Source organism: Erwinia persicina NBRC 102418, from assembly GCF_001571305.1.
GTDB lineage: Bacteria > Pseudomonadota > Gammaproteobacteria > Enterobacterales > Enterobacteriaceae > Erwinia > Erwinia persicina.
Genome location: NZ_BCTN01000010.1, coordinates 112,681 through 137,094 on the forward strand (window position 1 = coordinate 112,681; position 24,414 = coordinate 137,094).

General features: G+C 55.1%; 24 protein-coding genes. 6 read left to right on the forward strand and 18 right to left on the reverse strand.

All coding sequences use genetic code 11. The features are described from left to right. The first annotated feature begins 621 nt into the window (after positions 1-621). On the forward strand, positions 622-1,950 hold the full coding sequence (gene paeA / locus EPE01S_RS12830) for a polyamine export protein PaeA (RefSeq protein ID WP_062745630.1): 1,329 nt from the start codon (positions 622-624) through the stop codon (positions 1,948-1,950). A gap of 63 nt (positions 1,951-2,013) precedes the next feature. Here paeA and EPE01S_RS12835 read toward each other — a convergent pair whose 3' ends face one another. Beyond that, positions 2,014-2,220: a DUF1107 domain-containing protein gene (locus EPE01S_RS12835; protein WP_062745632.1), complete on the reverse strand. Its 207-nt coding sequence runs from the start codon at positions 2,218-2,220 to the stop codon at positions 2,014-2,016. Positions 2,221-2,537: 317 nt separating this feature from the next. On the opposite strand from EPE01S_RS12835, the gene EPE01S_RS12840 reads away from it, so the two are divergent. Continuing rightward, positions 2,538-3,095 carry a YtfJ family protein gene (locus EPE01S_RS12840; protein ID WP_062745634.1) on the forward strand — a complete coding sequence of 186 codons (558 nt, stop codon included), beginning with the start codon at positions 2,538-2,540 and terminating at the stop codon, positions 3,093-3,095. Between the two features lie 65 nt (positions 3,096-3,160). Here EPE01S_RS12840 and cysQ read toward each other — a convergent pair whose 3' ends face one another. Then, positions 3,161-3,907, reverse strand: coding sequence for a 3'(2'),5'-bisphosphate nucleotidase CysQ (gene cysQ, locus EPE01S_RS12845; RefSeq protein ID WP_062745637.1), 747 nt, complete (start codon positions 3,905-3,907; stop codon positions 3,161-3,163). A 330-nt stretch (positions 3,908-4,237) separates the two neighbouring features. On the opposite strand from cysQ, the gene EPE01S_RS12850 reads away from it, so the two are divergent. Beyond that, positions 4,238-6,172 carry a bifunctional 2',3'-cyclic-nucleotide 2'-phosphodiesterase/3'-nucleotidase gene (locus tag EPE01S_RS12850; protein WP_062745639.1) on the forward strand — a complete coding sequence of 645 codons (1,935 nt, stop codon included), beginning with the start codon at positions 4,238-4,240 and terminating at the stop codon, positions 6,170-6,172. Between the two features lie 47 nt (positions 6,173-6,219). Here the strand turns inward: EPE01S_RS12850 and bamJ are convergent, their stop codons facing one another. After that, entirely contained in the window at positions 6,220-6,840 is a 621-nt protein-coding gene (gene bamJ / locus EPE01S_RS12855) for a BamJ family beta-barrel-assembly machinery protein (protein ID WP_062745641.1), read from the reverse strand. Between the two features lie 346 nt (positions 6,841-7,186). Between bamJ and EPE01S_RS12860 the strand changes: the two genes are divergently transcribed. Next, on the forward strand, positions 7,187-7,732 hold the full coding sequence (locus EPE01S_RS12860; protein WP_062745786.1) for an OapA family protein: 546 nt from the start codon (positions 7,187-7,189) through the stop codon (positions 7,730-7,732). Positions 7,733-7,837: 105 nt separating this feature from the next. On the opposite strand, the gene rplI is transcribed toward EPE01S_RS12860, so the two are convergent. From rplI to yjfP, 5 genes are all read right to left on the reverse strand, one after another. Beyond that, entirely contained in the window at positions 7,838-8,290 is a 453-nt protein-coding gene (rplI, locus tag EPE01S_RS12865; protein ID WP_062745643.1) for a 50S ribosomal protein L9, read from the reverse strand. Positions 8,291-8,328: 38 nt separating this feature from the next. Continuing rightward, positions 8,329-8,556 carry a 30S ribosomal protein S18 gene (rpsR, locus tag EPE01S_RS12870; protein ID WP_062745644.1) on the reverse strand — a complete coding sequence of 76 codons (228 nt, stop codon included), beginning with the start codon at positions 8,554-8,556 and terminating at the stop codon, positions 8,329-8,331. A gap of 4 nt (positions 8,557-8,560) precedes the next feature. Next, positions 8,561-8,878, reverse strand: coding sequence for a primosomal replication protein N (gene priB / locus EPE01S_RS22930; RefSeq protein ID WP_072277455.1), 318 nt, complete (start codon positions 8,876-8,878; stop codon positions 8,561-8,563). Positions 8,879-8,883: 5 nt separating this feature from the next. After that, complete coding sequence (rpsF, locus tag EPE01S_RS12875) at positions 8,884-9,279, reverse strand: 30S ribosomal protein S6 (RefSeq protein WP_004160104.1); 396 nt, start codon at positions 9,277-9,279, stop codon at positions 8,884-8,886. A gap of 229 nt (positions 9,280-9,508) precedes the next feature. Further along, positions 9,509-10,273 carry an esterase gene (gene yjfP, locus EPE01S_RS12880; RefSeq protein ID WP_062745647.1) on the reverse strand — a complete coding sequence of 255 codons (765 nt, stop codon included), beginning with the start codon at positions 10,271-10,273 and terminating at the stop codon, positions 9,509-9,511. Between the two features lie 182 nt (positions 10,274-10,455). Between yjfP and EPE01S_RS12885 the strand changes: the two genes are divergently transcribed. Next, positions 10,456-12,393: a methyl-accepting chemotaxis protein gene (locus tag EPE01S_RS12885; protein WP_062745650.1), complete on the forward strand. Its 1,938-nt coding sequence runs from the start codon at positions 10,456-10,458 to the stop codon at positions 12,391-12,393. Positions 12,394-12,437: 44 nt separating this feature from the next. Further along, positions 12,438-12,764 (forward strand): biofilm peroxide resistance protein BsmA, encoded by a 327-nt coding sequence (gene bsmA / locus EPE01S_RS12890; protein ID WP_062745652.1) that lies wholly within the window; start codon positions 12,438-12,440, stop codon positions 12,762-12,764. Here bsmA and EPE01S_RS12895 read toward each other — a convergent pair. The 10 genes from EPE01S_RS12895 to hfq all read right to left on the reverse strand — a co-directional run bounded on the left by EPE01S_RS12895 (position 12,738) and on the right by hfq (position 24,336). After that, positions 12,738-14,369 carry an isovaleryl-CoA dehydrogenase gene (locus tag EPE01S_RS12895; protein WP_062745654.1) on the reverse strand — a complete coding sequence of 544 codons (1,632 nt, stop codon included), beginning with the start codon at positions 14,367-14,369 and terminating at the stop codon, positions 12,738-12,740. The genes bsmA and EPE01S_RS12895 overlap by 27 nt on opposite strands. 84 nt (positions 14,370-14,453) lie before the next feature. Continuing rightward, positions 14,454-15,191, reverse strand: a complete 738-nt coding sequence (gene rlmB, locus EPE01S_RS12900; RefSeq protein WP_062745656.1) for a 23S rRNA (guanosine(2251)-2'-O)-methyltransferase RlmB — start codon at positions 15,189-15,191, stop codon at positions 14,454-14,456. 185 nt (positions 15,192-15,376) lie between these two features. Continuing rightward, complete coding sequence (gene rnr / locus EPE01S_RS12905; RefSeq protein ID WP_062745658.1) at positions 15,377-17,824, reverse strand: ribonuclease R; 2,448 nt, start codon at positions 17,822-17,824, stop codon at positions 15,377-15,379. 16 nt (positions 17,825-17,840) lie between these two features. Further along, positions 17,841-18,284: a nitric oxide-sensing transcriptional repressor NsrR gene (nsrR, locus tag EPE01S_RS12910; protein WP_062745661.1), complete on the reverse strand. Its 444-nt coding sequence runs from the start codon at positions 18,282-18,284 to the stop codon at positions 17,841-17,843. A 186-nt stretch (positions 18,285-18,470) separates the two neighbouring features. Continuing rightward, a complete protein-coding gene (locus EPE01S_RS12915; protein ID WP_062745663.1) occupies positions 18,471-19,769 on the reverse strand; it encodes an adenylosuccinate synthase in 1,299 nt (432 codons plus the stop codon). A 134-nt stretch (positions 19,770-19,903) separates the two neighbouring features. Continuing rightward, on the reverse strand, positions 19,904-20,104 hold the full coding sequence (locus EPE01S_RS12920; protein WP_062745790.1) for a DUF2065 domain-containing protein: 201 nt from the start codon (positions 20,102-20,104) through the stop codon (positions 19,904-19,906). Between the two features lie 81 nt (positions 20,105-20,185). After that, positions 20,186-21,190: a protease modulator HflC gene (gene hflC, locus EPE01S_RS12925; RefSeq protein WP_062745665.1), complete on the reverse strand. Its 1,005-nt coding sequence runs from the start codon at positions 21,188-21,190 to the stop codon at positions 20,186-20,188. A gap of 3 nt (positions 21,191-21,193) precedes the next feature. Further along, positions 21,194-22,456 carry an FtsH protease activity modulator HflK gene (hflK, locus tag EPE01S_RS12930; RefSeq protein ID WP_062745668.1) on the reverse strand — a complete coding sequence of 421 codons (1,263 nt, stop codon included), beginning with the start codon at positions 22,454-22,456 and terminating at the stop codon, positions 21,194-21,196. A gap of 54 nt (positions 22,457-22,510) precedes the next feature. After that, the gene (gene hflX / locus EPE01S_RS12935; RefSeq protein WP_062745671.1) at positions 22,511-23,794 is read right to left on the reverse strand and encodes a ribosome rescue GTPase HflX; all 1,284 of its coding nucleotides are present in this window, start codon (positions 23,792-23,794) and stop codon (positions 22,511-22,513) included. 230 nt (positions 23,795-24,024) lie between these two features. Next, a complete protein-coding gene (gene hfq, locus EPE01S_RS12940; RefSeq protein ID WP_062745674.1) occupies positions 24,025-24,336 on the reverse strand; it encodes an RNA chaperone Hfq in 312 nt (103 codons plus the stop codon). Positions 24,337-24,414: the final 78 nt, after the last annotated feature.

The window sequence follows — 24,414 nt, forward strand, 5'->3', positions numbered from 1 at the left end:
CCACCGGGCTTAATCTGGTAAAAATAATTCGCTAAGTGTGTAAAACTCGTGCGGCAAGATGGTATTACCCACTCTTCAGCTTCGGCCAATCGGAGCCTAAGGCAAATTTTGTGCTTATTGTCTGCAAAGTCACGCTACGTTACAACCCGACATCGCAATTAGGATTAAATGGAGTGTAACGTGCTATCAGTATGAGACAAGTTTCAAACCCTCACACCGGTGTAAACGTCTGCTTTTCGTCAGACAGGCACGGCAGCGGGAGGGACGGCACGATAAAAGAGGCCGGCCAGGTACGACACGAAAAACCCGACATTTTTTGTGCCTATACACGGAATCCGTGTCTGTTCACTGCCGCAATTGTAAGCGCCCGACACCACAGCTATAATCACTCCACAGGACGCACCGCGACCTGATTACCCTTCTGCTCCGGCACATGGCCGAACCGCAGACATTTTTGGCACGGATAGCCCTGAATCGCTGAACTTCCTGATGTGATGTACGCAGCATCAACACGCTGCGCGCTGCCCAGGCCAAAAATGACAAGTGATTAACCCGGCCCCCTCTTTTCGCGCGATTGCTTTGCTGATTGCCCGCTGAGCCGAGCCAAATAATGGATGTTTTATGTTAGACAGCTTCCTTGTCATCGTACTGCTGATTGCCATCAGCTCATTTTTTTCGCTTTCAGAAATCTCGCTGGCGGCCGCCCGCAAAATCAAACTTAAGCTTCTGGCCGACGAAGGCAACATTAACGCGCAGCACGTCATGAAGATGCAGGAAACGCCTGGCATGTTCTTTACCGTGGTACAGATCGGTCTTAACGCCGTGGCTATCCTCGGTGGCATCGTCGGTGATGCCGCATTCTCGCCGGCGTTCCGTTCGCTGTTTGAACGTGTGGTCGATGCAGAAATGGCCGAGCGGATCAGCTTTATCTGTTCCTTCACCGTCGTCACCAGCCTGTTTATCCTGTTCGCCGACCTGTTCCCTAAACGTCTGGGAATGATCGCGCCGGAAACCGTGGCGCTGAAAATCATCAACCCGATGCGTTTTTGCCTGTTTATGTTCCGTCCGCTGGTGTGGTTCTTTAACGGCGGCGCCAATATCATTTTCCGCCTGTTTAAAATTCCGCTGGTGCGTAAAGACGATATCACCTCTGACGACATTTACGCCGTGGTAGAGGCCGGAGCGCTGGCCGGCGTGTTACGTAAGCAGGAACATGAGCTGATTGAGAACGTCTTCGAGCTGGAGTCGCGTACCGTGCCTTCTTCCATGACCTCGCGTGAAAACGTGGTGTGGTTTGATCTGCACGAAGATGAGAGCAGCCTGAAAGAAAAAATTGCCCGCCATCCTCATTCGAAGTTCCTGGTCTGTAATGAAGATATTGACCATATCGTGGGTTACGTCGACTCCAAAGAGTTGCTGCTGCGCGTGCTGGGTAACCAGAGCATGACGTTGAATAGCGGTTTGCAAATCCGTTCAGCGCTGATTGTTCCCGATACGCTGACACTGTCAGAAGCGCTGGAAAGCTTTAAAGCGGCCGGGGAAGACTTCGCGGTGATCATGAACGAGTATGCGCTGGTGGTCGGTATCATCACCCTCAATGACGTCATGACGACACTGATGGGCGACCTGGTCGGTCAGGGGATGGAAGAGCAGATTGTTGCTCGTGATGAAAACTCATGGCTGGTGGAGGGCGGTACACCGATTGATGATGTGATGCGCGTCCTGCATATTGATGAATTCCCGCAGTCCGGTAACTACGAAACGATAGGCGGCTTTATGATGTTTATGCTGCGTAAAATCCCCAAGCGTACCGACTTCGTGAAATTCCACGGTTTCAAGTTTGAGGTGGTGGATATCGACAGTTACCGCATTGACCAGTTGCTGGTCACACGCATTGATGCGCGGCCCACCGTGCCGGCATTGCCGAAAGATCCTGAAGAGCAAGCGTAAGGTCACTGGCGTTCCGGCTGGCTGATCTCACCCACAAAAAAGGCGCTAAAAGCGCCTTTTTTTTCAGTTAAATTCGGTCTGTAACCGCAGAACCTGCCGGTTTACTTCCGACATCACACTGTAGTGCTGCTTATCTTTGACGCGCGGGATGAGGATCTTGCCCTTATCAAATTCAAACGCGCCGACATCCTTGATATACAACCTCCCACGAAACAACGTCTTAACGTATTTCGCAACCTGTAACGGGTTATATTTTTGGAAGATTTTCATTCTGAATCGACTCCTGAAACATTAACTACGCCTCGTCGTGGCCAAGCCGGACACGAACCGGTGAAACGCAAAGTGCCATAACTATAGAACATCGTTTGCTTCCAATGTTCCTAAAATTGAATTTTTTTACTGTGTTTACAGATCATGACAGAACTCTCTGTTACCTGACCGTACACACACAGTATAAACCTTCAATTAGTGGTGAATTGTGCGATGTGTTGCAAAGATGTTATCTCGATGAGACAGCAGCATCATCCGCACATATTATTTCAGTAGTATGACTAACTGATCTGACCACTCAATGTGCTGGAGCAATCATGACTACCGTTCGTAATTTCGCGCTCACTCTCTCTCTGTTGCTACCTTTTGCTGTCGCCGCCCATAACATCAAGGCCGATCAGCGCGTTCCGCCAGTCGGCGTTGCCGATAAGGGGGAGCTGTTCTATCAGCAGGATCAGTTTAGCTACAGGAACTGGAACAGCGCCCAGTTGGTGGGAAAAGTGCGGGTTATCCAGCATATTGCTGGCCGCTCTTCGGCTAAAGAGCAAAACGCCGCACTAATCGAAGTGATCAAGGCCGAGAAATTCCCCCATGACCGTTACCAGACGACCACTATCGTTAATACTGACGACGCCATCCCCGGTACCGGCATGTTTGTGCGCAGCAGTATCGAAACGAATAAGCAGCAGTTCCCGTGGTCGCAGTTCATCGTCGACAGCAACGGGGCAGTACATCACGCCTGGAAACTGGCAAGCGGCGGTTCGGCGATTATTGTGCTGGATAAAGAGGGGCGGGTGCGCTTTGTCAAAGAAGGTGCACTGACACAGGATGAAGTGAAAAAAGTGAGGGCACTGTTGAAAGCCTTGCTGGCTTGATATCGCCATCACAGATAGCACCTGAGTACCGATTGATTTTTCGGTACTCAGGTGTGGTGCACGGGTCAAAAAATTGACACGCGGAACCCCGGATTAAGGAAGGATTCGCGGGGCGTGTAATCCAGCGTTTTCCCCTGCCAGTCTGTGACATGAGCACCCGCTGCCAGCGCTACCGCATGACCAGCCCCGGTGTCCCAGATATTGGTCGGTCCGAAGCGTGGATAGAGCTGTGCTTTGCCTTCTGCCACCAGGCAGAACTTTAGCGATGAACCAATCGCAGTGGTCTGATGCTCCCCCATCTGCGCCAGGTACTCTTTCAGTTCCTCATCAGAACTGGCATGAGAACGGCTGATCACCACCAGCGGTGGACGCGCATCCTGTATTTTAATCTGCTCTTTATGGCCGCCTTCTTCTTTCCAGGCTTTGCCATCGGCCGCAGAGTACATCACTTCCAGTACCGGCGCATAGACCACGCCCAGCACCGGTTTGCCCTGCTGGATCAGCGCAATGTTCACAGTGAATTCACCATTACGTTTAATAAACTCTTTGGTGCCATCCAGCGGATCGACAAGCCAGTATTGCTGCCAGTGCTGACGCACGTCCCAGCCAGCAGGATCTTCTTCTGACAAAATCGGGATTTCGGGAGTGAGCGCCGATAATCCGGCAACAATCACTTTATGCGCAGCAATATCCGCCGCCGTCACCGGTGAATCATCCGCTTTGCGCACCACATCCAGTGGAGCCTGCCCGTCATACACCCGCATAATCGCGTCGCCTGCTTCACGTGCCATCTGGCAAATTTGTTCTAACACTCTCCACCTCCTGATCGCCTGCCGTTACCACGGCCGCCTGAGCCAATCCTGTTAAAAGGATAGCAGTTTGCTCCGCAGGGCGTTTAACCGCAGGTCACCCCTGGGGTTAGCCATTTGTTTTCAACAGGATAACGTACCTTCTACCCGGGAACACGGTTTCCTGTTATTTTCTGCTTTTTTTCCATCCCCTCTTAACGCGGTGAGTCAAACTGGCGACGGAGTGGGTTAAATCCGCGACTTGCATCACAATTTCCTGTAATGGCACGACACAATTTCACACTATTCTGAGATGGTGACGAATGTTTAAACCGGAACATAAAGGGAGTATGCATGTTCAAATCTTGCCTTACGCTGACCGCGCTACTGGTCAGCCATTCACTGGCCGCCGCCACGGTGGATTTCCGCCTGCTGGAAACCACCGATCTGCACAGTAATATGATGGATTTCGATTACTACAAAGATCAGCCCACCGAGAAGTACGGCCTGGTGCGTACTGCTTCGCTAATCGCCAGCGCCCGTCAGCAGGTGACGAACAGCGTACTGGTCGACAACGGGGATGTGATTCAGGGCAGCCCGCTCGGTGACTATATGGCGGCAAAAGGTCTGCAGGAAGGCGACATTCATCCGGTTTATAAAGCGATGAATACCCTGAACTACAGCGTGGGCAACCTGGGTAATCACGAGTTCAACTACGGCCTCGACTATCTGAAAAAGGCGATTCACGGCGCGCGTTTTCCCTATATCAATGCCAATGTTATCGACGTTAAAACCGGTAAACCGCTGTTTACGCCCTATTTGATCAAACCCGTTGAAGTACGCGATCGCGAAGGGAAATCCCATACGCTGAAAGTCGGCTACATCGGCTTTGTCCCACCGCAGATTATGACCTGGGATAAAACCAATCTGACCGGCAAAGTGACCGTTGACGATATTACCGCCACCGCGAAAAAGTGGGTTCCTCAGATGCGAAAAGAGGGAGCCGACCTGATTGTGGCCATTCCACACTCCGGGCTCTCCAGTGAGCCTTACCACGCGATGGCCGAGAACTCCGTGTATTACTTAAGCCAGGTGCCGGGCATTGATGCGATTATGTTCGGCCATGCTCATGCGGTCTTCCCCAGTGCCGATTTTGCTGACATCAAGGGGGCTGATATTCAGCAGGGTACGCTGAATGGTATTCCGGCGGTCATGCCGGGCATGTGGGGCGATCATCTCGGGGTGATTGATCTGGTGCTGAACAATGACCGCGGAGGCTGGCAGGTGAGCAGCGCCCGGGCTGAAGCCCGCCCGGTGTATGACAAGACGGGCAAAAAGTCGCTGGCAGCTGAAGATCCCGCCCTGGTGAAGGTGCTGGCGGACGATCATGCTGCTACACGTGAGTTTGTCAGCCAGCCGATCGGGAAATCGGCAGATGTGATGGCCAGCTATCTGTCGCTGGTGCAGGACGATCCGACCGTACAAATCGTCAATAATGCCCAGCGAGCTTATACCGAACACTTTATTCAGGGCGACCCGGACCTTGCTCACCTGCCGGTGCTGGCAGCCGCTGCCCCGTTTAAAGCCGGTGGCCGTAAAAACGATCCGGCAAGCTATGTTGAAGTGGATAAAGGACAGCTGACCTTCCGCAATGCGGCCGATCTTTATCTCTATCCCAATACGCTGGTGGTGGTCAAAGCCAGCGGTGAACAGGTTAAACAGTGGCTGGAGTGTTCCGCCGGGCAGTTTAATCAGATTGATGTCCACAGCAGTAAACCGCAGTCGCTGATTAACTGGAATTTCCGTACCTATAACTTCGATGTCATTGATGGCGTGAACTATCAGATCGATGTGACACAGCCTGCGCGCTACGATGCAGAGTGCGGTCTGATCAATGAAAAGGCCTCGCGCATCCGCCACCTGACCTTTAACGGTAAAGCGATTGATCCGAAAGCAACCTTCCTGGTCGCGACCAATAATTATCGTGCCTATGGTGGAAAATTCGCCGGCACCGGGGATAAGCAGATAGCCTTTGCTTCACCGGATGAAAACCGTTCGGTGCTGGCCGCTTATATTGGCGCGCAGACAAAGGCACAAGGCGAGGTGAAACCGCAGGCAGATAATAACTGGCGGCTGGCACCGATTCACAGCAGCACGCCGCTGGATATTCGTTTTGAAACCGCACCGGGAGAGAAAGCCGCTGCGTTTATTCGCAGCCATGGACAATATCCGATGAAGCAGGTGGGAACGGATGAGATTGGGTTTGCTGTCTATCAGTTAAAACCGTAACGGTGACAGACGCCCGGTCGCATTAAGCGCCGGGCGTGTGCAGGGTATTACAGGATTTCCAGCAGTTCCACTTCAAACACCAGGGTGCTGAAAGGCGGGATGGATGCGCCGGCACCACGCTCGCCGTAAGCCAGATTGTGAGGGATCACCAGTTCCCATTTGGAACCCACCGGCATCAGCGTCAGGGCTTCAATCCAGCCAGGGATAACACCGCTGACCGGGAACTCAGCCGGCTCACCGCGCTGTACGGAGCTGTCGAACACGCTGCCGTCGATCAATTTACCGGTATAGTGGACACGTACGCGATCCTGACGGGATGGGATAGCGCCCTCGCCCTGTGCCAGCACGCTGAACTGCAGACCGCTCTCAGTGCTGCTGACGCCTTCACGCTGTGCGTTATCTTCCAGGAACTTCTGACCTTCCACTGCCATGGCCTTCTGACGTTCCTGACGGACCGCTTCAGCACGCTCGTGCACTTCACGCAGGGCGCGATGAACGACATCAACAGGAACGGATGGGGCATTCCCTTCCAGCGCATCGCGCAGACCTGCCAGCAGTGCTTCCGGCAGCAGACCCTGCAAGCCAGACTCCTGTAACTGTTGACCGACCTGTAAACCGATACCGTAACTTGCTTGCGCTTCAACGCTGTCAAAAGAAGGGGTTGTCATGGATTTTCCTTTCATCATTGATAAAACCGAAGACGAAGCATAACAGCGCAGACAACGGGCGTAAAATCCCATCTTCCACTGGTGACTTTTCGGCAGGAAACAGAAACAATAACGCTACTCACTATTCCGCACCCTGCAGGGTGCTTAAGCCTGTACTGGCTATCACTCGGGTTTCACGAGATCCCCCGCTGATAGTTCGTATTGGTTCAGCAATATGTATTCAGAGGTTTAAATGGGCCAGACTGCCCGCAGGCGCAGGAAGAAGCCGCTTTTTATTGCCAGAATGAAACAGTGGATAATGAAAAGCTCACCGTTCGCGCGAGTGTCGCGCCAGGAGGAAGAAACCATGCCAAATGCATCACGCTTATCGCCGTGGTTCAGCCGCCTCTGGCATCTGCCAGATGAGGTTCGCTGGATGGACCCGCTTCCCGCGCGCCACCGACGCGGGATTATTGCAGCTGTGCTGGTGATTTTGCTGGCCTTCCTGTGGCCCGCTCCCCAGCGCAGCGTGGCCCCGGTAACCCCGATTCAAAGCGGATCGGGTACTGACGTGCCGCTACAGGCAGAAATAACGGACACCCCTGCTCCCACTCCCGCTCCTGCCGTGACAACACCGCAGCCGGACGCTCAGGGCGAGTGGCGTGATTTCACCATTGCCTCCGGACAGACACTGGCACAGCTGTTCCGCGATAATAATCTGCCGGTGAATGATGTGTTTGCTATGGCGCAGGTGGAAGGTGACGACAAGCCGCTCAGTTCCCTACATGCGGGACAGGGGGTGAAGATACGTCAGAATGCCCAGGGCGTCGTGACCGGATTAACACTGGAGGGGACGAACGGAGAGATTCTGTTTACCCGACAGCCCGACGGGACGTTCTTAAAAGCGCAGTAGGAAACAATCCCCAAAATCGGCTGGCTATTAAAGCAGCCACATTGCAGGCAACAAACAAAAACGCCGCCCCGAGGGGCGGCGTTCTTTCATGCGATACCGAGGCGATTAAGCTTCAGGAACGATGTTTACAGTCAGTTTAGCGAAGACTTCGCTGTGAACCTGGAAGTCCACTTCGTGCTCACCGGTAGTACGCAGAACGCCGTTCGGCAGACGAACTTCGCTCTTAGACACTTCAACGCCAGCTGCAGTAACTGCATCAGCGATGTCGCGGGTACCGATGGAACCGAACAGTTTACCTTCGTCGCCTGATTTAGACGCGATGGTAACGGTGCCCAGTGCATTGATTTTCTCAGCACGTGCATTAGCTGCAGACAGAACGTCAGCCAGTTTGGCTTCCAGTTCTGCACGGCGCGCTTCGAAGAATTCAACGTTTTTCTTGGTAGCAGGAACAGCTTTGCCCTGTGGTACCAGGAAGTTACGAGCGTAGCCCGCTTTAACGTTGACCTGATCACCCAGGCTGCCCAGGTTTGCTACTTTATCAAGCAGAATAACTTGCATTACCTTATCCTCTTAAAGTCGTTAATGGACAGTTGCCGTTACTGATGACGATCAGTGTACGGCAGCAGGGACAGGTAACGCGCGCGCTTGATAGCACGAGCCAGCTGACGCTGGTATTTTGCGCGAGTACCGGTGATACGGCTCGGTACGATCTTACCGCTTTCAGTGACATAATTTTTCAGCGTTGCGATATCTTTATAATCGATCTCTTGAACGCCTTCCGCTGTGAAACGGCAGAACTTGCGACGACGGAAATAACGTGCCATTTGGCTAGTCTCCAGAATCTATCAATTCAATCTGCTCGGCATGCAGTACGAGTTTGTTCAGACCGTTGCGCCCTTGATGGCTGCAAATAAAACCCTGAACAGTAAGCTGCGTGCCGACCGTTATACTTTGAGTAATGGCCTGATGAGCTTTGCCGCTGATAATCACCGGCATTCGACACCAGGCTTGCCGGTTAAAACCGGCTTCCACCTGCTCTGAACGATGCTCAAGCACGAACTGGCAGTGTGGAATTCCTGACGGGCTGACTTTTCGCGTTGGTGCCTTGCACACAGTGCCAGACAGCGTCAGTCGGTTAGCCGTCACGGAAATTACTCTTCAGAATCCCCAGCATCTGCATCATCAGAGGTTTCGTTAGCAAAATCTTCACGACGCTCACGGCGCTCGTCTTTCGCTTTAACCATCGGAGATGCTTCAGTTACCGCGTGCTTAACGCGCATAACCATGCTGCGGATAACGGCGTCGTTGAAGCGGAAGTTAGTTTCCAGCTCATCGATCGCTTCCTGCGGAGCTTCAACGTTCAGCAGAACGTAGTGGGCTTTGTGCAGTTTATTGATCGGGTAAGCCAGCTGACGGCGGCCCCAGTCTTCCAGGCGGTGGATCGTACCTTCTGCACCAGTGATGGTCGCAGAGTAGCGCTCGATCATGCCAGGAACCTGTTCGCTCTGGTCAGGGTGAACCATAAATACGATTTCGTAATGACGCATCGAATTTGCTCCTTACGGATTATTCAGCCTCCTGTCGGGGTCAACCGCGGCCCATGGAAGCAAGGAACGTTATAAGCCGTGACCTGACAACTATCGGGTCACAACCTGAGAATGCGGCTGAAAAATTGACGCGTAATCATACTTGCGAGGGGTAACGAACACAAGGTAAAGATCGGTATTTAGCCCACTATTTCAGGCAGCACGAAAAATGGCCGACCTTCCGGGCCGATCATCTTCCCACCGATGACAAATGCTGTTTAAAAAACGTCGTCATCGCCGTTAATGCCGGGGGGGTGATACGGTGCCCGATGCCTTTCTCGGTCAGAAACGTCAGATTGCGGTTTTGCCCGCTGTCACGCAGTGCTTTTTCCAGCCGCACGCTTTCTGCCGCCGGCACCACCTCATCGGCCTCGCCGTGCCACACCAGCAGCGGCCGGCTGGCGAGCTTTTCTAACTGATGGCTGACTTCGTACTCATCCAGCGGTGCCAGCCGGGCAGCCAGCGCGTGATGCTCATCGGGTGTCTTTGCGACCAACGGTGGAAACAGTGTCTGCGCCAGCTGACTGAAATAGCCGGACCCCATCATGCAGGCTGCACTGTGCAACTGAGGATAACGCGCCAGCGCACCCAGCGCCGTCATCCCCCCCATGGATGCCCCGGCCACCGCCAGCCGCGAACCGTCCACCCACTGCTGTTGACGCAGCGCCTGTTCAAGCGCCGGAAGTTCATCGATATTACTGCGCAGGATCTCCCAGAAATGGGTTGACCGCCGTTCGGCATCACCGTCATACCGTGCACCGTGCATAGCGGCGTCGGGCAGTATGGCCCGAAATCCAGCCTGTGCCAGCGCGACAGCAAAATACGCGTAAACCTCTTTTGAAGAGGTATAGCCATGCCAGAACAGCACGGTGGGTAACGGGGTGTCCCGCTGTCCCGCCGGGAACGCATGTAAGCATTCAATACCGGCTAAACATTCTGTGTTTACTTCAATCATTCCCTCTTCCTGCCATTGTCAGTGGGCGCACGCGTCATGACGAGCGACGGTTTCGCCAGTGAATGCCGCATCGGATGCAGGCGTTCACGATCCTGTCAGTTTACCCCCTTAGTTTATGGGGTAAATTTTCCCATTATCCTGCCGTTAACCCATACCAGAACCTAACGAATAAAGGCATAACCATGAAACGTCTCTCTCTCAAGACATGGAGTCTGGGCGTAAAACTTTCGGTACTGACCTCGGTGAGCGTCGCGGTACTGTTTATCATTTTAACCCTGACACTGAGCCACAATGCAGCAAAACAGGTCCATACGCTGACGGAGGCGGATATGGAAAACCAGGTGAACGGCATTGGCGATATGGCCAGTATGTTTAACACCACTCTCAGCGAAGAAGTCAGCAACTACACGGCCTTATTCCAGAGTTTTTTACCGAAACGCTTCTCTCTGGATGAGTCCCAGCAGATCACCGTGGGTGACCAGCAGACCCCAACGCTGCGCGCCGGACTGCGTACGCTGAACCTCGACCAGGTACTGGTTGATGATTTTAAAGATCGCACCGGCGCCATTGCCACTATTTTTGTTCGCACTCAGGGCGATAAATTTATCCGTGTTTCCACCTCACTCCGAAAAGAGGATGGCGAACGGGCCATCGGCACCCAGCTTGACCCTAACAGCCCCGCCTGGCAGCCCATTCAGAAAGGTGACATTTATCGCGGTGTCGCCCTGCTGTTTGGCAAACGCTACATCACCCAGTATCAGCCGGTGCGTGATGAGACAGGCCGGGTGATTGCCATTCTGTTTGTTGGAGTGGACATCAGTAAACAGTATGCCGTGATCCGTGAAAAAGTGCTGGCGAAGCATCTCGGCGACAGTGGCAATTTCTACGTGCTGAACCGCACAGCAGGCAAGCAGCACGGCCACTATCTGTTTCACCGCACTCTGGAGGGGAAACTCCCCGAGCTGCCACAGGCGGTACAACAGCAGCTCCTGACGCAGCCCCAGGGCAAGCTGGAGGTGACTGACGACAAAGGCATGGAGAAAATTCTCGTCTGGCAGTACCTGCCGGAATGGAACTGGGTGGTCGTCGGCGACGTCGATAAAGCCAGTCTGCTGGCCCCGGTTCAGCAGACGCGTAATCTGTTCCTGCTGATTGGTGCGGCGCTGGTCGCGGTGTTCGCCATCATGTTTATCTGGATCACGCGTATCTGGCTGAGTCAGCCCCTGCAGCAGGTGATTACGCTGGCACAGCAGTATGCGGCGGGCAATCTGCTGGCAACGCTGGAGACACGGCGCCAGGATGAAGTGGGCCAGTTGATAGTGGCGATTAACGGCATTGGTGACGGGCTGGAACGTGTGGTGGCTCAGGTACGCCATGCCGCAGATGAAATTGCCAGCGGCACCGAAGCCATTGTCTCCAGTAGCAGTAATATCAGTGAGCAGATCAGCCGACAGGCCAGCAGCGTGGAGGAGACCTCCGCCAGTATGGAGCAACTGGGTGCCACGGTAGAACAAAATGCCGGCAATGTGACCCAGGCGCTGCAACTGGTTGGTGAAGCGGCAGAAGCCGTCAGCCACGGCTCGGCTACTGTCGGCCAGTCAGTGCTGACCATGTCCGATATCAAAACGGCCTCTCAGGGGATTGCCGACATCACTCAGGTGATTGAATCTATTGCCTTCCAGACCAATATCCTGGCACTGAATGCGGCAGTAGAAGCGGCGCGTGCCGGCGAAAACGGTAAAGGCTTCGCCGTGGTCGCCGCCGAAGTGCGGGCGCTGGCGCAGCGTAGTGCGCATTCCGCCAAAGAGATCGACCATTTGATTGCCGACTCTCTGCGTAAGGTCGTTCAGGGCCATGACCTCTCTGAGCAGACCCGACAGGCGATGGACAATATCACCGGGCGCATGGAGCAGGTCAAAGTACTGATGAGAGAGATTAACGTGGCTTCACATGAGCAGTCGACCGGTATCGGTCACGTGAATATCGCCATGGCGCAAATTGGCCAGGCTACCCATCAGAGCAGCGAACTGGTGATGCATTCCGAGCAGACGGCACAGGAGCTGAGTCGTAAAGGACATCACCTTAACGAGTTAGTGCAGGTGTTTAGTGTTAAGTCATAAAACTGGCTTACACTCAAAGTGGGATTTGTTTTGAGAGGATGACTATGCGTCCGATACCTGCTTTGCTGTTTGTTCTGTTACTGAGTGGCTGTAGCGTGCTGAACAGCACGCCGCAGCCCCCCCCGCCCCCTGCCGCGCAGGCAGCAGAGATCAGCCGCGCGCAGAGTAGCAATCTGCCACGGCTGGGCAGTGCCAGCGTCACTGTGCGCGGCTCCCCGGATGATGCAGAACGCGCGCTGGCAGCAAAGGCTAATGCAGCCGGTGCGCGTTACTATCAAATTCTGTTGGTCAATGAAACCGTGGCGCCCGGCATGTGGTACGCAAGCGCTATTTTCTACGGCGCATCAACTGGCACCGGTGGCCCGCAATAGCAGACGCTGACACACTTTTTGCGACAGCGTAAAGCCAGAGTCGGGGCCCAGCTGCTGGCGGCACCAGGCATCGGCTAACGGGGGTTCAAGATGGCGCAGCACCTGTTCTGCGATGACCAGGTTAACGAGCTGTGTCACCAGATAGTGCGCCTGAGCTTCCTGTGGCCTGCGCAATGCTGCTCTGAGCTGACGCCAGCGTTGATCGACGTAGCGGTTCTGCCCTTTTACGCCGTCCATCAGCCGTCCCACCCCCTCAACGGCAGCAGGCTGCTTCATCAGCACACGCAGAACATCAAGGCACATTACGTTGCCTGCCCCCTCCCAGATGCTGTTCACGGGCATCTCCCGATAGAGGCGCGGAAGTTCACTCTCTTCGCAATAACCCACACCCCCCAGCACCTCCATCGCCTGTGCCACCATGCCCGGCCCGCGTTTGCAGATGACATATTTGGCGGCGGGTGTCAGCAGGCGGCAATAGCTGCGTTGTTCTTCATCGGCGGGCTGTGACCAGGCGCTGGCGAGGTGCATCAGGAAAGCGGTTTGCCCCTCCAGCCGCAGAGCTTCAGAAGCTAACCACTGGCGCATCAGTGGCTGATCGACCAGGTTTTTTCCCTGAACCTGACGCTGGTGCGCGTGGTACAGGGCGATCGAATAGGCCCGGCGCATCAGACCATGGCTTCCCAGCGCGCAGTCAAAACGGGTATACCCTGCCATTTTCAGGATTTGCCGCACGCCCTCACCTTCCTCCCCGACAAGCCAGGCGCTGGCATTGAGGAACTCCACCTCTGCGCTGGCGTTCGCGCAGTTGCCGAGTTTGTCCTTCAGGCGCTCAATCTGCACGGCATTCCGGGTGCCGTCCGGCAGCAGACGCGGCAGGAAAAAGCACGACAGCCCTGCTGAAGCCTGCGCCAGCACCAGATGAGCATCGCTCTGCGGTACAGAGAAAAACCACTTATGGCCGATGAGGCGATACTCTTCTCCGCTTCCCCGGGATGCGACCGGTTCGGCGCGTGTGGTATTGCTGTATACATCTGTCCCGCCCTGCTTCTCGGTCATGCCCATCCCTATCAGCAGGCCGCTTTTTTGTTCACCTGGCTGCTGATGCGGATCGTAACGGTCTGACAGCAGGCCAGGCAGCCAGCGCTGAAAAGGGGCTGGCAGGTGTTGCTGTAATAACGGGATCGCTCCGAATGTCATGGTCACAGGACACAAGGTACCGGCTTCCACCTGCGCGTGCAGCAGAAAGCGGGCCGCTCGCGCCACAAACGCGCCTTCCTGTGCGCCGGCCTGCCACGGCAGGTTATGTACGCGGTTGGCGCACAGCCCCTGCATCAGCAGATGCCAGGCAGGATGAAAGCGCAGATCGTCGAGACGCTGCCCACGGGCATTGTAACGCAGCAGTTCCGGCGGATGACGGTTAGCCAGCCGCCCCAGTTCCAGTGAACCGGCGCTGCCCAGTTGCTGACCGACGGAGGCCAGACGAGCGGTATCCCATCCCGCGCCTTCACGCAGCACGGCTTCACGCAGGGGGGTATCAGAGAGAAACAGATTACTGTGATCCAGAGGGGCAGGCTGATTAAAAACGGTGTGGGTTGTCCAGTCCATTGCGGCATCTTTTGTTAAGGGGCCAGATGCAAGGATAGGACGCAGGGAGGAGAATTCCGGGGCGCAGGTCACGCCCCGGAGAATTTATTTCGCGCTGCGCTGGCGCACCGCTTCAAACAGACAGACACCGGTCGCCACCGAGACGTTAAGCGAAGAAACGCTTCCTGCCATCGGAATGCTGATCAGCTCATCACAGTGCTCACGGGTCAGGCGACGCATCCCCTCTCCTTCCGCACCCATCACCAGCGCCATCGGGCCGGTCATTTTGCTCTGGTACAGAGTATGGTCAGCCTCACCGGCCGTGCCGACAATCCATACGTTAGCCTCCTGGAGCACGCGCATGGTGCGTGCCAGGTTGGTGACGCGGATCAGCGGAATATGCTCGGCCGCACCGCTGGCCACTTTTTTAGCCGTCGCATTCAGCTGGGCTGAACGGTCTTTAGGCAAGATAATCGCGTGGACCCCGGCGGCATCGGCGCTGCGCATGCAGGCACCAAGATTGTGCGGGTCGGTCACGCCGTCCAGAATCAGCAGGAACGGACTGTCCAGGCTGGCCAGCAGGTCCGGCAGGTCGCCTTCCTGATACTGACGGCCCGGTTTCACCCGGGCGATAATGCCCTGATGCACAGCACCTTCTGATTTGCTATCCAGCACCTGCTTGCTCGCCACCTGAATGACAATGCCCTGCGCTTCCAGCGCTTTAACCAGCGTTTGCAGACGACGATCGTCACGCCCTTTCAGGATAAACACTTCCTGGAAACGCTGGGGATCGCTGTCAAGCAGCGCCTGCACGGCGTGGATACCAAAAACAATTTCACTCATGATTCAGTTACTCAACTTTCATATTCAGTAAGCGGGCTGACCGGAAAAGAAGGTCAGCCCCTAAGCTAATGATGACGAATATTACAGGCTGACCGAAGGCCAGCCTCTACGAGAAACAGGTTGCCCTGAACCGCAGGGGTCGACCCTTTTTCAGGCCGACCCTTATCGACAATGTACTGTTGCCGTTATTGTGCGGCGTCGGTTTTTTTCGCCCGCTTCGCGCGGGTGGCAGCCCCGATTTTACGGGTCTTGTCCGACGGTTTGCGGGGTTTTTTCTCTTTCGCTGCAGCAGGCGCCGCGCCGTCAGCGGCTTTCGCCGGGCGGAAAGCACTGTCCGGCTCAAAGTTGGCGCCTTTGCGCGGAGCTCGACGGCGGCTGCCGCTGTTCTTCGGCGCTGCACGCTTTTCGCGTTCGCGTTCGGTTTTCCCTTCACCACGCGGCTTACGGCTGCTTGAGATCAGCGCGAAGTCTATCTTGCGCTCGTCCATATGCACCGCATCAACCCGCACTTCCACCGTGTCACCAAGGCGATAGGTACGGCCACCGGATTCACCAATCAGGCGCTGGCCCACGGCATCAAAGCGGTAGTAATCATTATCCAGCGTCGACACGTGTACCAGCCCGTCAATAAACAGATCGGTCAGACGCACGAAGAAACCAAAGCCGGTGACGCTGGAGATCACGCCGGTAAAGGTTTCGCCTACCTGATCCTGCATGAAGTCACACTTCAGCCAGTCGGCCACATCACGGGTGGCTTCGTCCGCACGACGTTCCGTCAGGGAACAGTGCTGACCCAGTTGCAGCATCTGCGGCATCTCATAATGGTAGCCACCGGTTGGCGTGGTGTTGCCCTGCAACGTCCCCGCCTCTTTGGCCAGCAGGTACTTAATTGCACGATGCAATAACAGGTCGGGGTAGCGACGGATCGGCGAAGTAAAGTGTGCGTACGACGCCAGCGCCAGGCCGAAGTGGCCCCGGTTTTCCGGGTCGTAAACCGCCTGCTTCATGGAGCGCAGCAGCATGGTTTGCAGCATTTCGTGATCCTGACGGCCCGCAATCTGACTCAGCAGTGCAGAGTAATCCACCGGCTGCGGCTTATCGCCACCCGGCAGGGTCAGACCCAGCTCATTCAGCACCGAGCGGAAGCTCTTAATGCTTTCATCACCCGGACGGTCATGGTCGCGGAACAGGGCAGGTTCGTTGTTTTTCTCAACGTAGCGCGCTGAAGCGATGTTCGCGAGGATCATGCACTCTTCGATCAGTTTGTGGGCATCGTTACGGGAAACCTGCTCCACGCGCTCGATACGGCGATCGGCGTTGAAAATAAACTTCGCTTCATCCGTTTCAAACGAAATACCACCACGCTGCTCACGCGCTTTTTCCAGCGCCAGATACATGCGGTGCAGTTCTTCCAGATCTTTCACCAGCGGCTCGTACTGCTGACGCAGTTCCTGATGCCCCTGCAGAATGTTCCACACTTTGTTGTAAGTCAGACGCGCGAAAGAGTTCATCACCGCTTCGTAGTGCTTGTAACCTGTCAGTTTACCGGTCGAGGAGATGGTCATCTCACACACCATACACAGGCGGTCAACTTCCGGGTTCAGGGAACACAGGCCGTTAGACAGCACTTCCGGCAGCATTGGGATCACCTGGGACGGGAAGTAAACCGATGTACCACGGTTAACCGCCTCATCATCCAGCGGCGTGCCCGGGCGCACGTAATAGCTGACGTCAGCAATGGCTACCCACAGGCGCCAGCCGCCACCGCGTTTCCGCTCACAGAACACGGCGTCATCGAAGTCACGGGCATCTTCGCCATCAATGGTGACCAGCGGCAGATCGCGCAGGTCGACGCGGCCCTGTTTCGCCTCTTCCGGCACGTCTTCGCTCAGATGGGCAATCTGTTTTTCCAGCGCTTCCGGCCATTCGTGCGGAATATCATGCGTACGCAGCGCCATATCAACGGCCATGCTGGTCCCCATGTTATCGCCCAGCACTTCAACGACTTTACCCACGGCCTTGCTGCGGCGGGTCGGACGCTGAGTCAGCTCCACCACCACCACAAAGCCCATGCGCGCGCCCATCAACTCATCAGCCGGGATAAGGATGTCAAAGCTCAAACGGCTGTCATCCGGCACCACAAAGCCAACCCCTGAGTCGGTGAAATAGCGGCCAACGATCTGGGCATTACGTGGCTCAACCACGCGCACCACACGCGCTTCACGGCGGCCTTTACGATCGGCACCCATTGCCTGCGCGAGGATCATGTCCCCGTGCATGCACATTTTCATCTGTTCAGCAGAAAGATAGAGATCGTCCTTACTGCCTTCAATGCGCAGGAAACCAAAGCCGTCGCGATGGCCGATCACTTTGCCTTTAAGCAGGTCCAGACGCTCCGGCAGCGCATAGCACTGACGGCGGGTGAACACTAACTGCCCGTCACGCTCCATAGCGCGCAGACGGCGACGCAGCGCTTCAGTCTGCTCTTCTCCACTGATGGAGAGTTCTTCTGCCAGCTCTTCACGGCTGGCCGGTTTTTCACGTTTATCCAGGTGGGCAAGAATGAACTCGCGGCTTGGAATAGGGTTTTCGTACTTTTCAGCTTCTCGTTCCTGAAAGGGATCGTGTGACATCGAGGTTCCTCCGTTGTCAGTTGCTCAGTGAAGGTCGTTCACTCAGCAAAATTTGGTAGAGCGGATTGTTGTCTTCAACCAGATCGGCCAGGGTGTATTGGTCAAGCTCATGCAGAAAACTCTGCAGAGCATCATGCAGCGCTTTTTTCAGGCGGCAGGCTGAGGTGATATGACAAAAGTCACTGTGGCAGTTCACCAACTGCAGCGGTTCCAGCGCACGAACCACCTGACCAATCACGATATCTCCGGCGGGTTGCCCCAGACGGATGCCGCCATTTTTGCCGCGTACGGCAGCAATGTACCCGGCACGACTAAGGTGATTGATAATTTTGACCATATGATTACGTGACACACCGTAAGTGTCTGTCACTTCACTGATACTGGTCATCTGGCCTGCCGGTAGCGAAGCGAGATAGATCAGCGCGCGTAAGCCGTAATCGGTAAAACTGGTTAGCTGCACGATAACCTCAAAGATACAACCGCAGGTGAAGTTGTGATCCGCTCAATAATTTGTATGGTTAACAATGATAATAAACCAGCCGGGGCTAACCGGGCCATTTTATTTAAGGTGAGAACGGCAGAAGGGAACGGCAGGAAACCGGTACTGAATAAAAGCTGGCCGGGCAATGCCCGGCCTGAAACGACATTATGCGTCAAACGGGTCGCGCAGAATCATGGTTTCACTACGGTCCGGGCCGGTCGAAATAATATCAATCGGCACACCGGTCACGTCTTCAACGCGCTTGATATAGTCAAGCGCTGCCTGCGGCAGACCGTCCAGCGTTTTCACACCAAACGTGGTCTCAGACCAGCCAGGCATGGTTTCATAAATCGGTTCAATACCTTCCCAGCCTTCTGCTGCCAGCGGGGTAGTGGTCACTTCACGGCCGTCTGGCATGCGGTAAGCAACGCAGATTTTCACCTCTTTCAGGCCATCCAGCACGTCCAGTTTGGTCATGCAGAAGCCGGAGAGAGAGTTAATCTGAACGGCACGGCGCACGGCAACCGCATCCAGCCAGCCGGTACGACGACGACGACCCGTAGTGGCTCCGAACTCATTCCCCTGCTTGCACAGGAACTCACCGGTTTCATCAAACAGTTCGGTCGGGAACGGGCCTGCACCCACGCGAGTGGAGTACGCTTTGACGATCCCCAGCACGTAGTCAACATAGCGGGGACCAATGCCTGAACCCGTTGCTACGCCACCGGCGGTGGTGTTAGACGAGGTGACATACGGGTAAGTACCGTGGTCGATATCCAGCAGGGTGCCCTGTGCGCCTTCGAACATAATCAGGTCGCCACGCTTGCGCGCGCCGTCCAGCAGTTCGGAAACGTCAACCACCATCCCGGTGAGGATGTCGGCAATTGCCAGGGTATCCGCCAGCACTTTGTCGTAGTCCACTGCGTCAACTTTGTAATAGTTCACCAGCTGGAAGTTATGGTATTCCATCACTTCTTTCAGCTTCGCCGCGAAGGTTTCTTTGTTGAACAGATCGCCCACGCGCAGACCACGACGGGCCACTTTATCTTCATAAGCCGGCCCGATACCACGACCGGTGGTGCCGATGGCTTTCGCGCCGCGCGCTTTTTCACGTGCCACGTCCAGCGCGACATGATACTCAAGGATCAGCGGGCAGGCTTCGGAAATGAACAGACGCTCGCGTACCGGGAAGCCGCGATCTTCCAGACCCTTCATCTCTTTCATCAGCGCAGCCGGAGACAGCACAACACCGTTGCCGATGATGCTGGTTACGTTCTCACGCAGGATGCCAGAGGGAATTAAGTGGAGGACGGTTTTCTCACCGTTGATGACTAGCGTATGGCCAGCGTTATGGCCTCCCTGGTAGCGCACTACATATTTAGCACGTTCAGTCAGGAGGTCAACTATCTTACCTTTACCTTCGTCACCCCATTGGGTGCCCAGTACGACGACGTTCTTACCCATTTTTCAAAATCACCGATTGCTTAAAAAAGGATTCTACCATCGTCATTTCCCTCTTTCAGCAGTTTTAGCATACGATTGCGTACTTTTTTGCCAGTGAGTCGGTTGTACACCCGGGTTTGGCGGGTATTTTTGATTCAACCAGCGCCGCCACGATTAAGCATGTAGTAGATTACTGCACCGGCAACGACCAACCCACCCCCTACCCGCCGCAGCAGGCCATCCGGCATTTGTGCCATCGAAAGGATCATCCGCCGCCAGAGCTTCGGATAGAGCATCGGGCCTAACCCCTCAAATACCAGTACTAACCCCAGCGCCATCCACACCGTTCCATTCATCTCGTTCACTCACTGTCTGGTTTTAACTGAAACATAAAAAAAGGGCCGGAACAAATCCGGCCCTTTCCATTTTCCAACGGGTTAGCGCGTTGTGGTTGACGGACTCTTCATAAAGCGGAAGAAGTCGCTGTCCGGGCTTAACACCATGACATCCTGATTGCTCTTGAAGCTGTTCTCATAAGCACGCAGGCTGCGGATAAAGGCATAGAAGTCCGGATCCTGGCTGAATGCATTTGCAAACAGTTTCGCCACTTCTGCATCGCCTTCACCCTGAGTAATCAGAGCCTGACGACGCGCTTCTGCCAGTGTACGTTCCACTTCATAATCGGCCTGAGCTCTGACTTTTGCTGCTTCTTCCGCACCCTGAGCACGCTGGCTACGGGCAACGGATTCACGCTCTGCACGCATACGTGCATAGATAGCGTCAGACACTTCTGTTGGCAGGTTAATCTGCTTAATACGCACATCCACTACCTGGATACCCAACGCCGCCATACTGTTCGGGTTGATAGGCGGTTCATTGCTGTTGGTCTCGCTCTCTACGCGCTTGGCAACAGAGGCAATGGCATCATCGGCAGCTGGCGTAGCAACTTCATCATCCTGGCCTGCACTACCGGTGTTCAGGGCATCGCGGACATCGGTGGTCAGACGACCACGCGAATCTGTCACGATATCTTTCACATCCAGGCGGCCAATCTCAGAACGCAGACGGTCACTGAACTTACGTTTCAGCAGCACTTCCGCCTGAGAAATATCTCCCCCGCCAGTGGCCAGGTAGTAACGGCTGAAGTCGCTTACGCGCCATTTGATATAGGAATCAACGATCAGGTCTTTCTTCTCTTTAGTGACGAAGCGATCGGCCTGGTTGTCCATCGTCTGGATACGCGCATCAAGTGACTTTACCGACTCCAGGAATGGGATCTTAAAGTGCAGACCTGGCGCGTAGACCAGCGGTTTATTATCTGAATCACGCAGAACCTTGCCAAAGCGCATCACAATGCCACGCTGGCCTTCCTGCACAACAAACAGTGACGCGTACAGCACCACCAGCACAACAATCAATACTACGATTAATGGCTTACGCATCGCTTATTCTCTCCCTTCGCGCTGGGTATCGTTACGCTGAGCATTCACCCGGCGCTGATCCATAATGTCGTCCGGACTGAACGACGAACTGCCGCTGGCGCGTTCGTTACTGCCTGATGCCGGTGGCAGACGCAGCAGCCCACCGCTTGCATCCTGGCTGTTGGCAGACGCCCCCTGGCCACGCATCAGCTGATCCAGTGGCAGTACCATCAGGTTGCTGCCTTTATCATTAACCAGCACCTTGCGGGTATGACCCAGCACGCGTTCCATGGTTTCGATATACAGACGCTCACGGGTAATCTGTGGTGCCGCTTTGTATTCCGGCAGGATACGCGCAAAGCTATCCACTTCACCCTGTGCTTCCAGCGTCACGCGAGACTTGTAGGCACGCGCTTTTTCCAGAATCCCCTGCGCATCACCACGGGCACGTGGCAGTTTGTCGTTGGCATAGGCTTCAGCTTCACGCACCGCCTGCTCACGGTTTTCACGCGCGGCAATCGCATCATCGAAGGAGGCTTTCACATCTTCCGGTGGGCGTGCCGTCTGGAAGTTGACGTCAAGCAGAGTGATGCCCATGTCGTACGGACGAATGGTTTCTTCCAGCTCACGCTGGGTTTCACTACGCACGACGGTACGGCCTTCGGTCAGGATGCGATCCATGGTTGAACGACCGATAACGCCTCGCAGCGCGCTGTCGGTTGCCTGACGCAGGCTGTCATCAGCACTGGTCACCGCAAACAGATAGCGCTCTGGGTTTGTCACGCGGTACTGCACGTTCATTTCAACGCGCACAACGTTCTCATCCGAAGTCAGCATGGTGCCTGAAGCAGACAGCTCACGAACGGCCTCCACGTTCACCGCGCGAACCTGATCGACAAAGGTCGGCTTCCAGTTCAGACCTGGTTCAACCAGATGGCTGAATTTACCGAAGCGTGTCACCACGCCGCGTTCTGCCTCTTTGATGGTGTAGAAGCCGCTGCCCGCCCAGATCACGACCGCAGCCACAGCCACGATACCCACCAGACGCCCGGCATTGCCCGGCTTGCGCTGCGCGCCGCCGTTGCCGCTACCTGACCCGTCACCGCCGCTTTTCTTACCACCGCCCAGTCCGCCGAGCTTATTGCTCAGTTTACGGAAGATATCATCTAAATCAGGAGGCCCTTTATCACGCCCTCCCTTATTTCCCCCAGAGTTGCCGCCTTGATTATTGCTGCTTCCCCACGGGTCGCGGTCCTGTCCGTTATTCCCGGGCTGATTCCACGCCATGTTTATACTCCATTAATTGTGTGTGCGGTGGTATCCCAGGCCGGGATACACGTGTCAGGCAACTATGTAATCGACCAGCGAAGGTTCCTGCTTGCACAGGCGTCGCCAGTCAACGATCGGCATACGCACCTGTAACCCTACGCTGCCATCGTCTTCATTCCACTCTTTTTCTATCGCCTGCAATTGGTAAAAGCGGCTGCGTAGCCGCCCGGCTGCCGCTGGCAAACGCAGATCATACTGAGCAATCTCGCCAGCCAGACGCTCGGTGAGTGCCTGGAACAGCAGCGGAATCCCCTCACCGGTCTGTGCTGAAAGCCAGACGCGAATCGGCAGATTCTCTTCATCACGATCGATACGCGGAACGAAATCATCCAGCATATCGATTTTATTCATCACCAGCAGGCTGGGGATATCATCGGACTCAATTTCTTCCAGCACGACATTAACGGCATTGATGTTGTCATCAATACGCGCATCGGCAGCATCGATGACATGCAGCAGCAGTGCGGCTTCACGGGTTTCCTGCAGCGTCGCTTTAAACGCCGCCACCAGGTCATGAGGCAGATGGCGGATAAAACCGACGGTATCGGCCAGCACCACTTCACCGACGTCCACCACGTCCACACGACGCAGGGTCGGATCGAGTGTGGCGAACAGCTGGTCCGCGACATAGACCTCTGAGGTAGTGAGGCGGTTAAACAGCGTAGACTTGCCGGCGTTGGTATATCCCACCAGCGACACGGTAGGCACATCGGCCTTGTTACGCGCCTGCCTGCCCTGTTCGCGCTGCTTCGACACGCGCTCCAGTCGGGAGAGGATAAGCGTAATACGGTTGCGCAGAAGGCGACGGTCCGTCTCCAGCTGGGTTTCACCCGGGCCGCGCAGACCGATCCCACCTTTCTGACGCTCAAGGTGCGTCCAGCCGCGAACAAGGCGCGTGGCAAGATGGCGGAGCTGGGCGAGCTCAACCTGCAGTTTACCTTCATGGGTGCGGGCACGTTGGGCGAAGATATCCAGAATCAGTCCGGTGCGGTCAATGACACGGCACTCGCACAGCGCTTCAAGATTGCGCTCCTGCGCCGGACTGAGGGCATGATCGAACAGCACCACGGAGGCACCGCTCTCTTTTACCGCTTCGGCTATTTCAACAGCTTTTCCTTCACCGACAAAATATTTGGGGTGTGGCGATTTGCGGCTGCCGGTAACAACACGCAGCGCTTCTACGCCAGCAGAAGACACCAGGGTTTCAAACTCCTGTAAGTCTTCAGTATCTCTGTCTTGCGAGAAATAGATGTGCACCAGTACGGCCTGCTCACCGGCATCATAACGGTCAAACAAACTTTAGACCTCTCAATACTTTGTTAAACCTGCTGCGCGTTGGCCATACTGCGTCAAAACCAGATTCAAAATGCGCGTTCAGCTCACTAAACGGCGTTTTTTGCATGGATTCTCTTAATGACTCAAGCGCAATAAGGAAGCCAGGCGATAAATTCGTTGCCATAAAAACATTGCCAGGACGGGGAACCGGTAACAAAAAACTCCCCGTCCGGGAGGGACAGTCACACTAATTATTCAGCGTCATCACTGTCTTGCTGAGGCTGAGAAGCGGCCCCCTGGTTACTTCCGCTATGATGATAGTTGCTGCTTCCGCCACCCGCATTGTTGCTGTGGTGGGAGACCGGGCGGGACGGAACAACGGTAGAGATCGCGTGCTTATACACCATCTGGCTAACCGTGTTCTTTAAAAGAATAACAAATTGATCAAACGACTCGATCTGGCCCTGAAGTTTGATGCCGTTTACCAAATAAATCGAAACCGGAACACGTTCGCGACGCAGTGCGTTCAAGAACGGATCTTGCAATGATTGCCCCTTAGCCATTCTATCTTTTCCTTATATGCTTGTTGTTTGTAACTTAAGAACCATACGGTTCGAAATATGACGTAAAAAATTTGCGCA

Coding starts and splice junctions, on each gene's coding strand:
- bamJ (WP_062745641.1), bottom strand. CDS start 6,840: ATGACAACCCCTTCTTTTGACAGCGTTGAAGCGCAAGCAAGTTACGGT.
- rnr (WP_062745658.1), bottom strand. CDS start 17,824: ATGTCACACGATCCCTTTCAGGAACGAGAAGCTGAAAAGTACGAAAAC.
- EPE01S_RS12840 (WP_062745634.1), top strand. CDS start 2,538: ATGACTACCGTTCGTAATTTCGCGCTCACTCTCTCTCTGTTGCTACCT.
- hflK (WP_062745668.1), bottom strand. CDS start 22,456: ATGGCGTGGAATCAGCCCGGGAATAACGGACAGGACCGCGACCCGTGG.
- EPE01S_RS12895 (WP_062745654.1), bottom strand. CDS start 14,369: ATGGACTGGACAACCCACACCGTTTTTAATCAGCCTGCCCCTCTGGAT.
- EPE01S_RS12850 (WP_062745639.1), top strand. CDS start 4,238: ATGTTCAAATCTTGCCTTACGCTGACCGCGCTACTGGTCAGCCATTCA.
- rplI (WP_062745643.1), bottom strand. CDS start 8,290: ATGCAAGTTATTCTGCTTGATAAAGTAGCAAACCTGGGCAGCCTGGGT.
- rpsF (WP_004160104.1), bottom strand. CDS start 9,279: ATGCGTCATTACGAAATCGTATTTATGGTTCACCCTGACCAGAGCGAA.
- EPE01S_RS12920 (WP_062745790.1), bottom strand. CDS start 20,104: ATGAATGGAACGGTGTGGATGGCGCTGGGGTTAGTACTGGTATTTGAG.
- EPE01S_RS12835 (WP_062745632.1), bottom strand. CDS start 2,220: ATGAAAATCTTCCAAAAATATAACCCGTTACAGGTTGCGAAATACGTT.
- bsmA (WP_062745652.1), top strand. CDS start 12,438: ATGCGTCCGATACCTGCTTTGCTGTTTGTTCTGTTACTGAGTGGCTGT.
- hflC (WP_062745665.1), bottom strand. CDS start 21,190: ATGCGTAAGCCATTAATCGTAGTATTGATTGTTGTGCTGGTGGTGCTG.
- EPE01S_RS12915 (WP_062745663.1), bottom strand. CDS start 19,769: ATGGGTAAGAACGTCGTCGTACTGGGCACCCAATGGGGTGACGAAGGT.
- EPE01S_RS12860 (WP_062745786.1), top strand. CDS start 7,187: ATGCCAAATGCATCACGCTTATCGCCGTGGTTCAGCCGCCTCTGGCAT.
- rlmB (WP_062745656.1), bottom strand. CDS start 15,191: ATGAGTGAAATTGTTTTTGGTATCCACGCCGTGCAGGCGCTGCTTGAC.
- paeA (WP_062745630.1), top strand. CDS start 622: ATGTTAGACAGCTTCCTTGTCATCGTACTGCTGATTGCCATCAGCTCA.
- rpsR (WP_062745644.1), bottom strand. CDS start 8,556: ATGGCACGTTATTTCCGTCGTCGCAAGTTCTGCCGTTTCACAGCGGAA.
- hfq (WP_062745674.1), bottom strand. CDS start 24,336: ATGGCTAAGGGGCAATCATTGCAAGATCCGTTCTTGAACGCACTGCGT.
- yjfP (WP_062745647.1), bottom strand. CDS start 10,273: ATGATTGAAGTAAACACAGAATGTTTAGCCGGTATTGAATGCTTACAT.
- EPE01S_RS12885 (WP_062745650.1), top strand. CDS start 10,456: ATGAAACGTCTCTCTCTCAAGACATGGAGTCTGGGCGTAAAACTTTCG.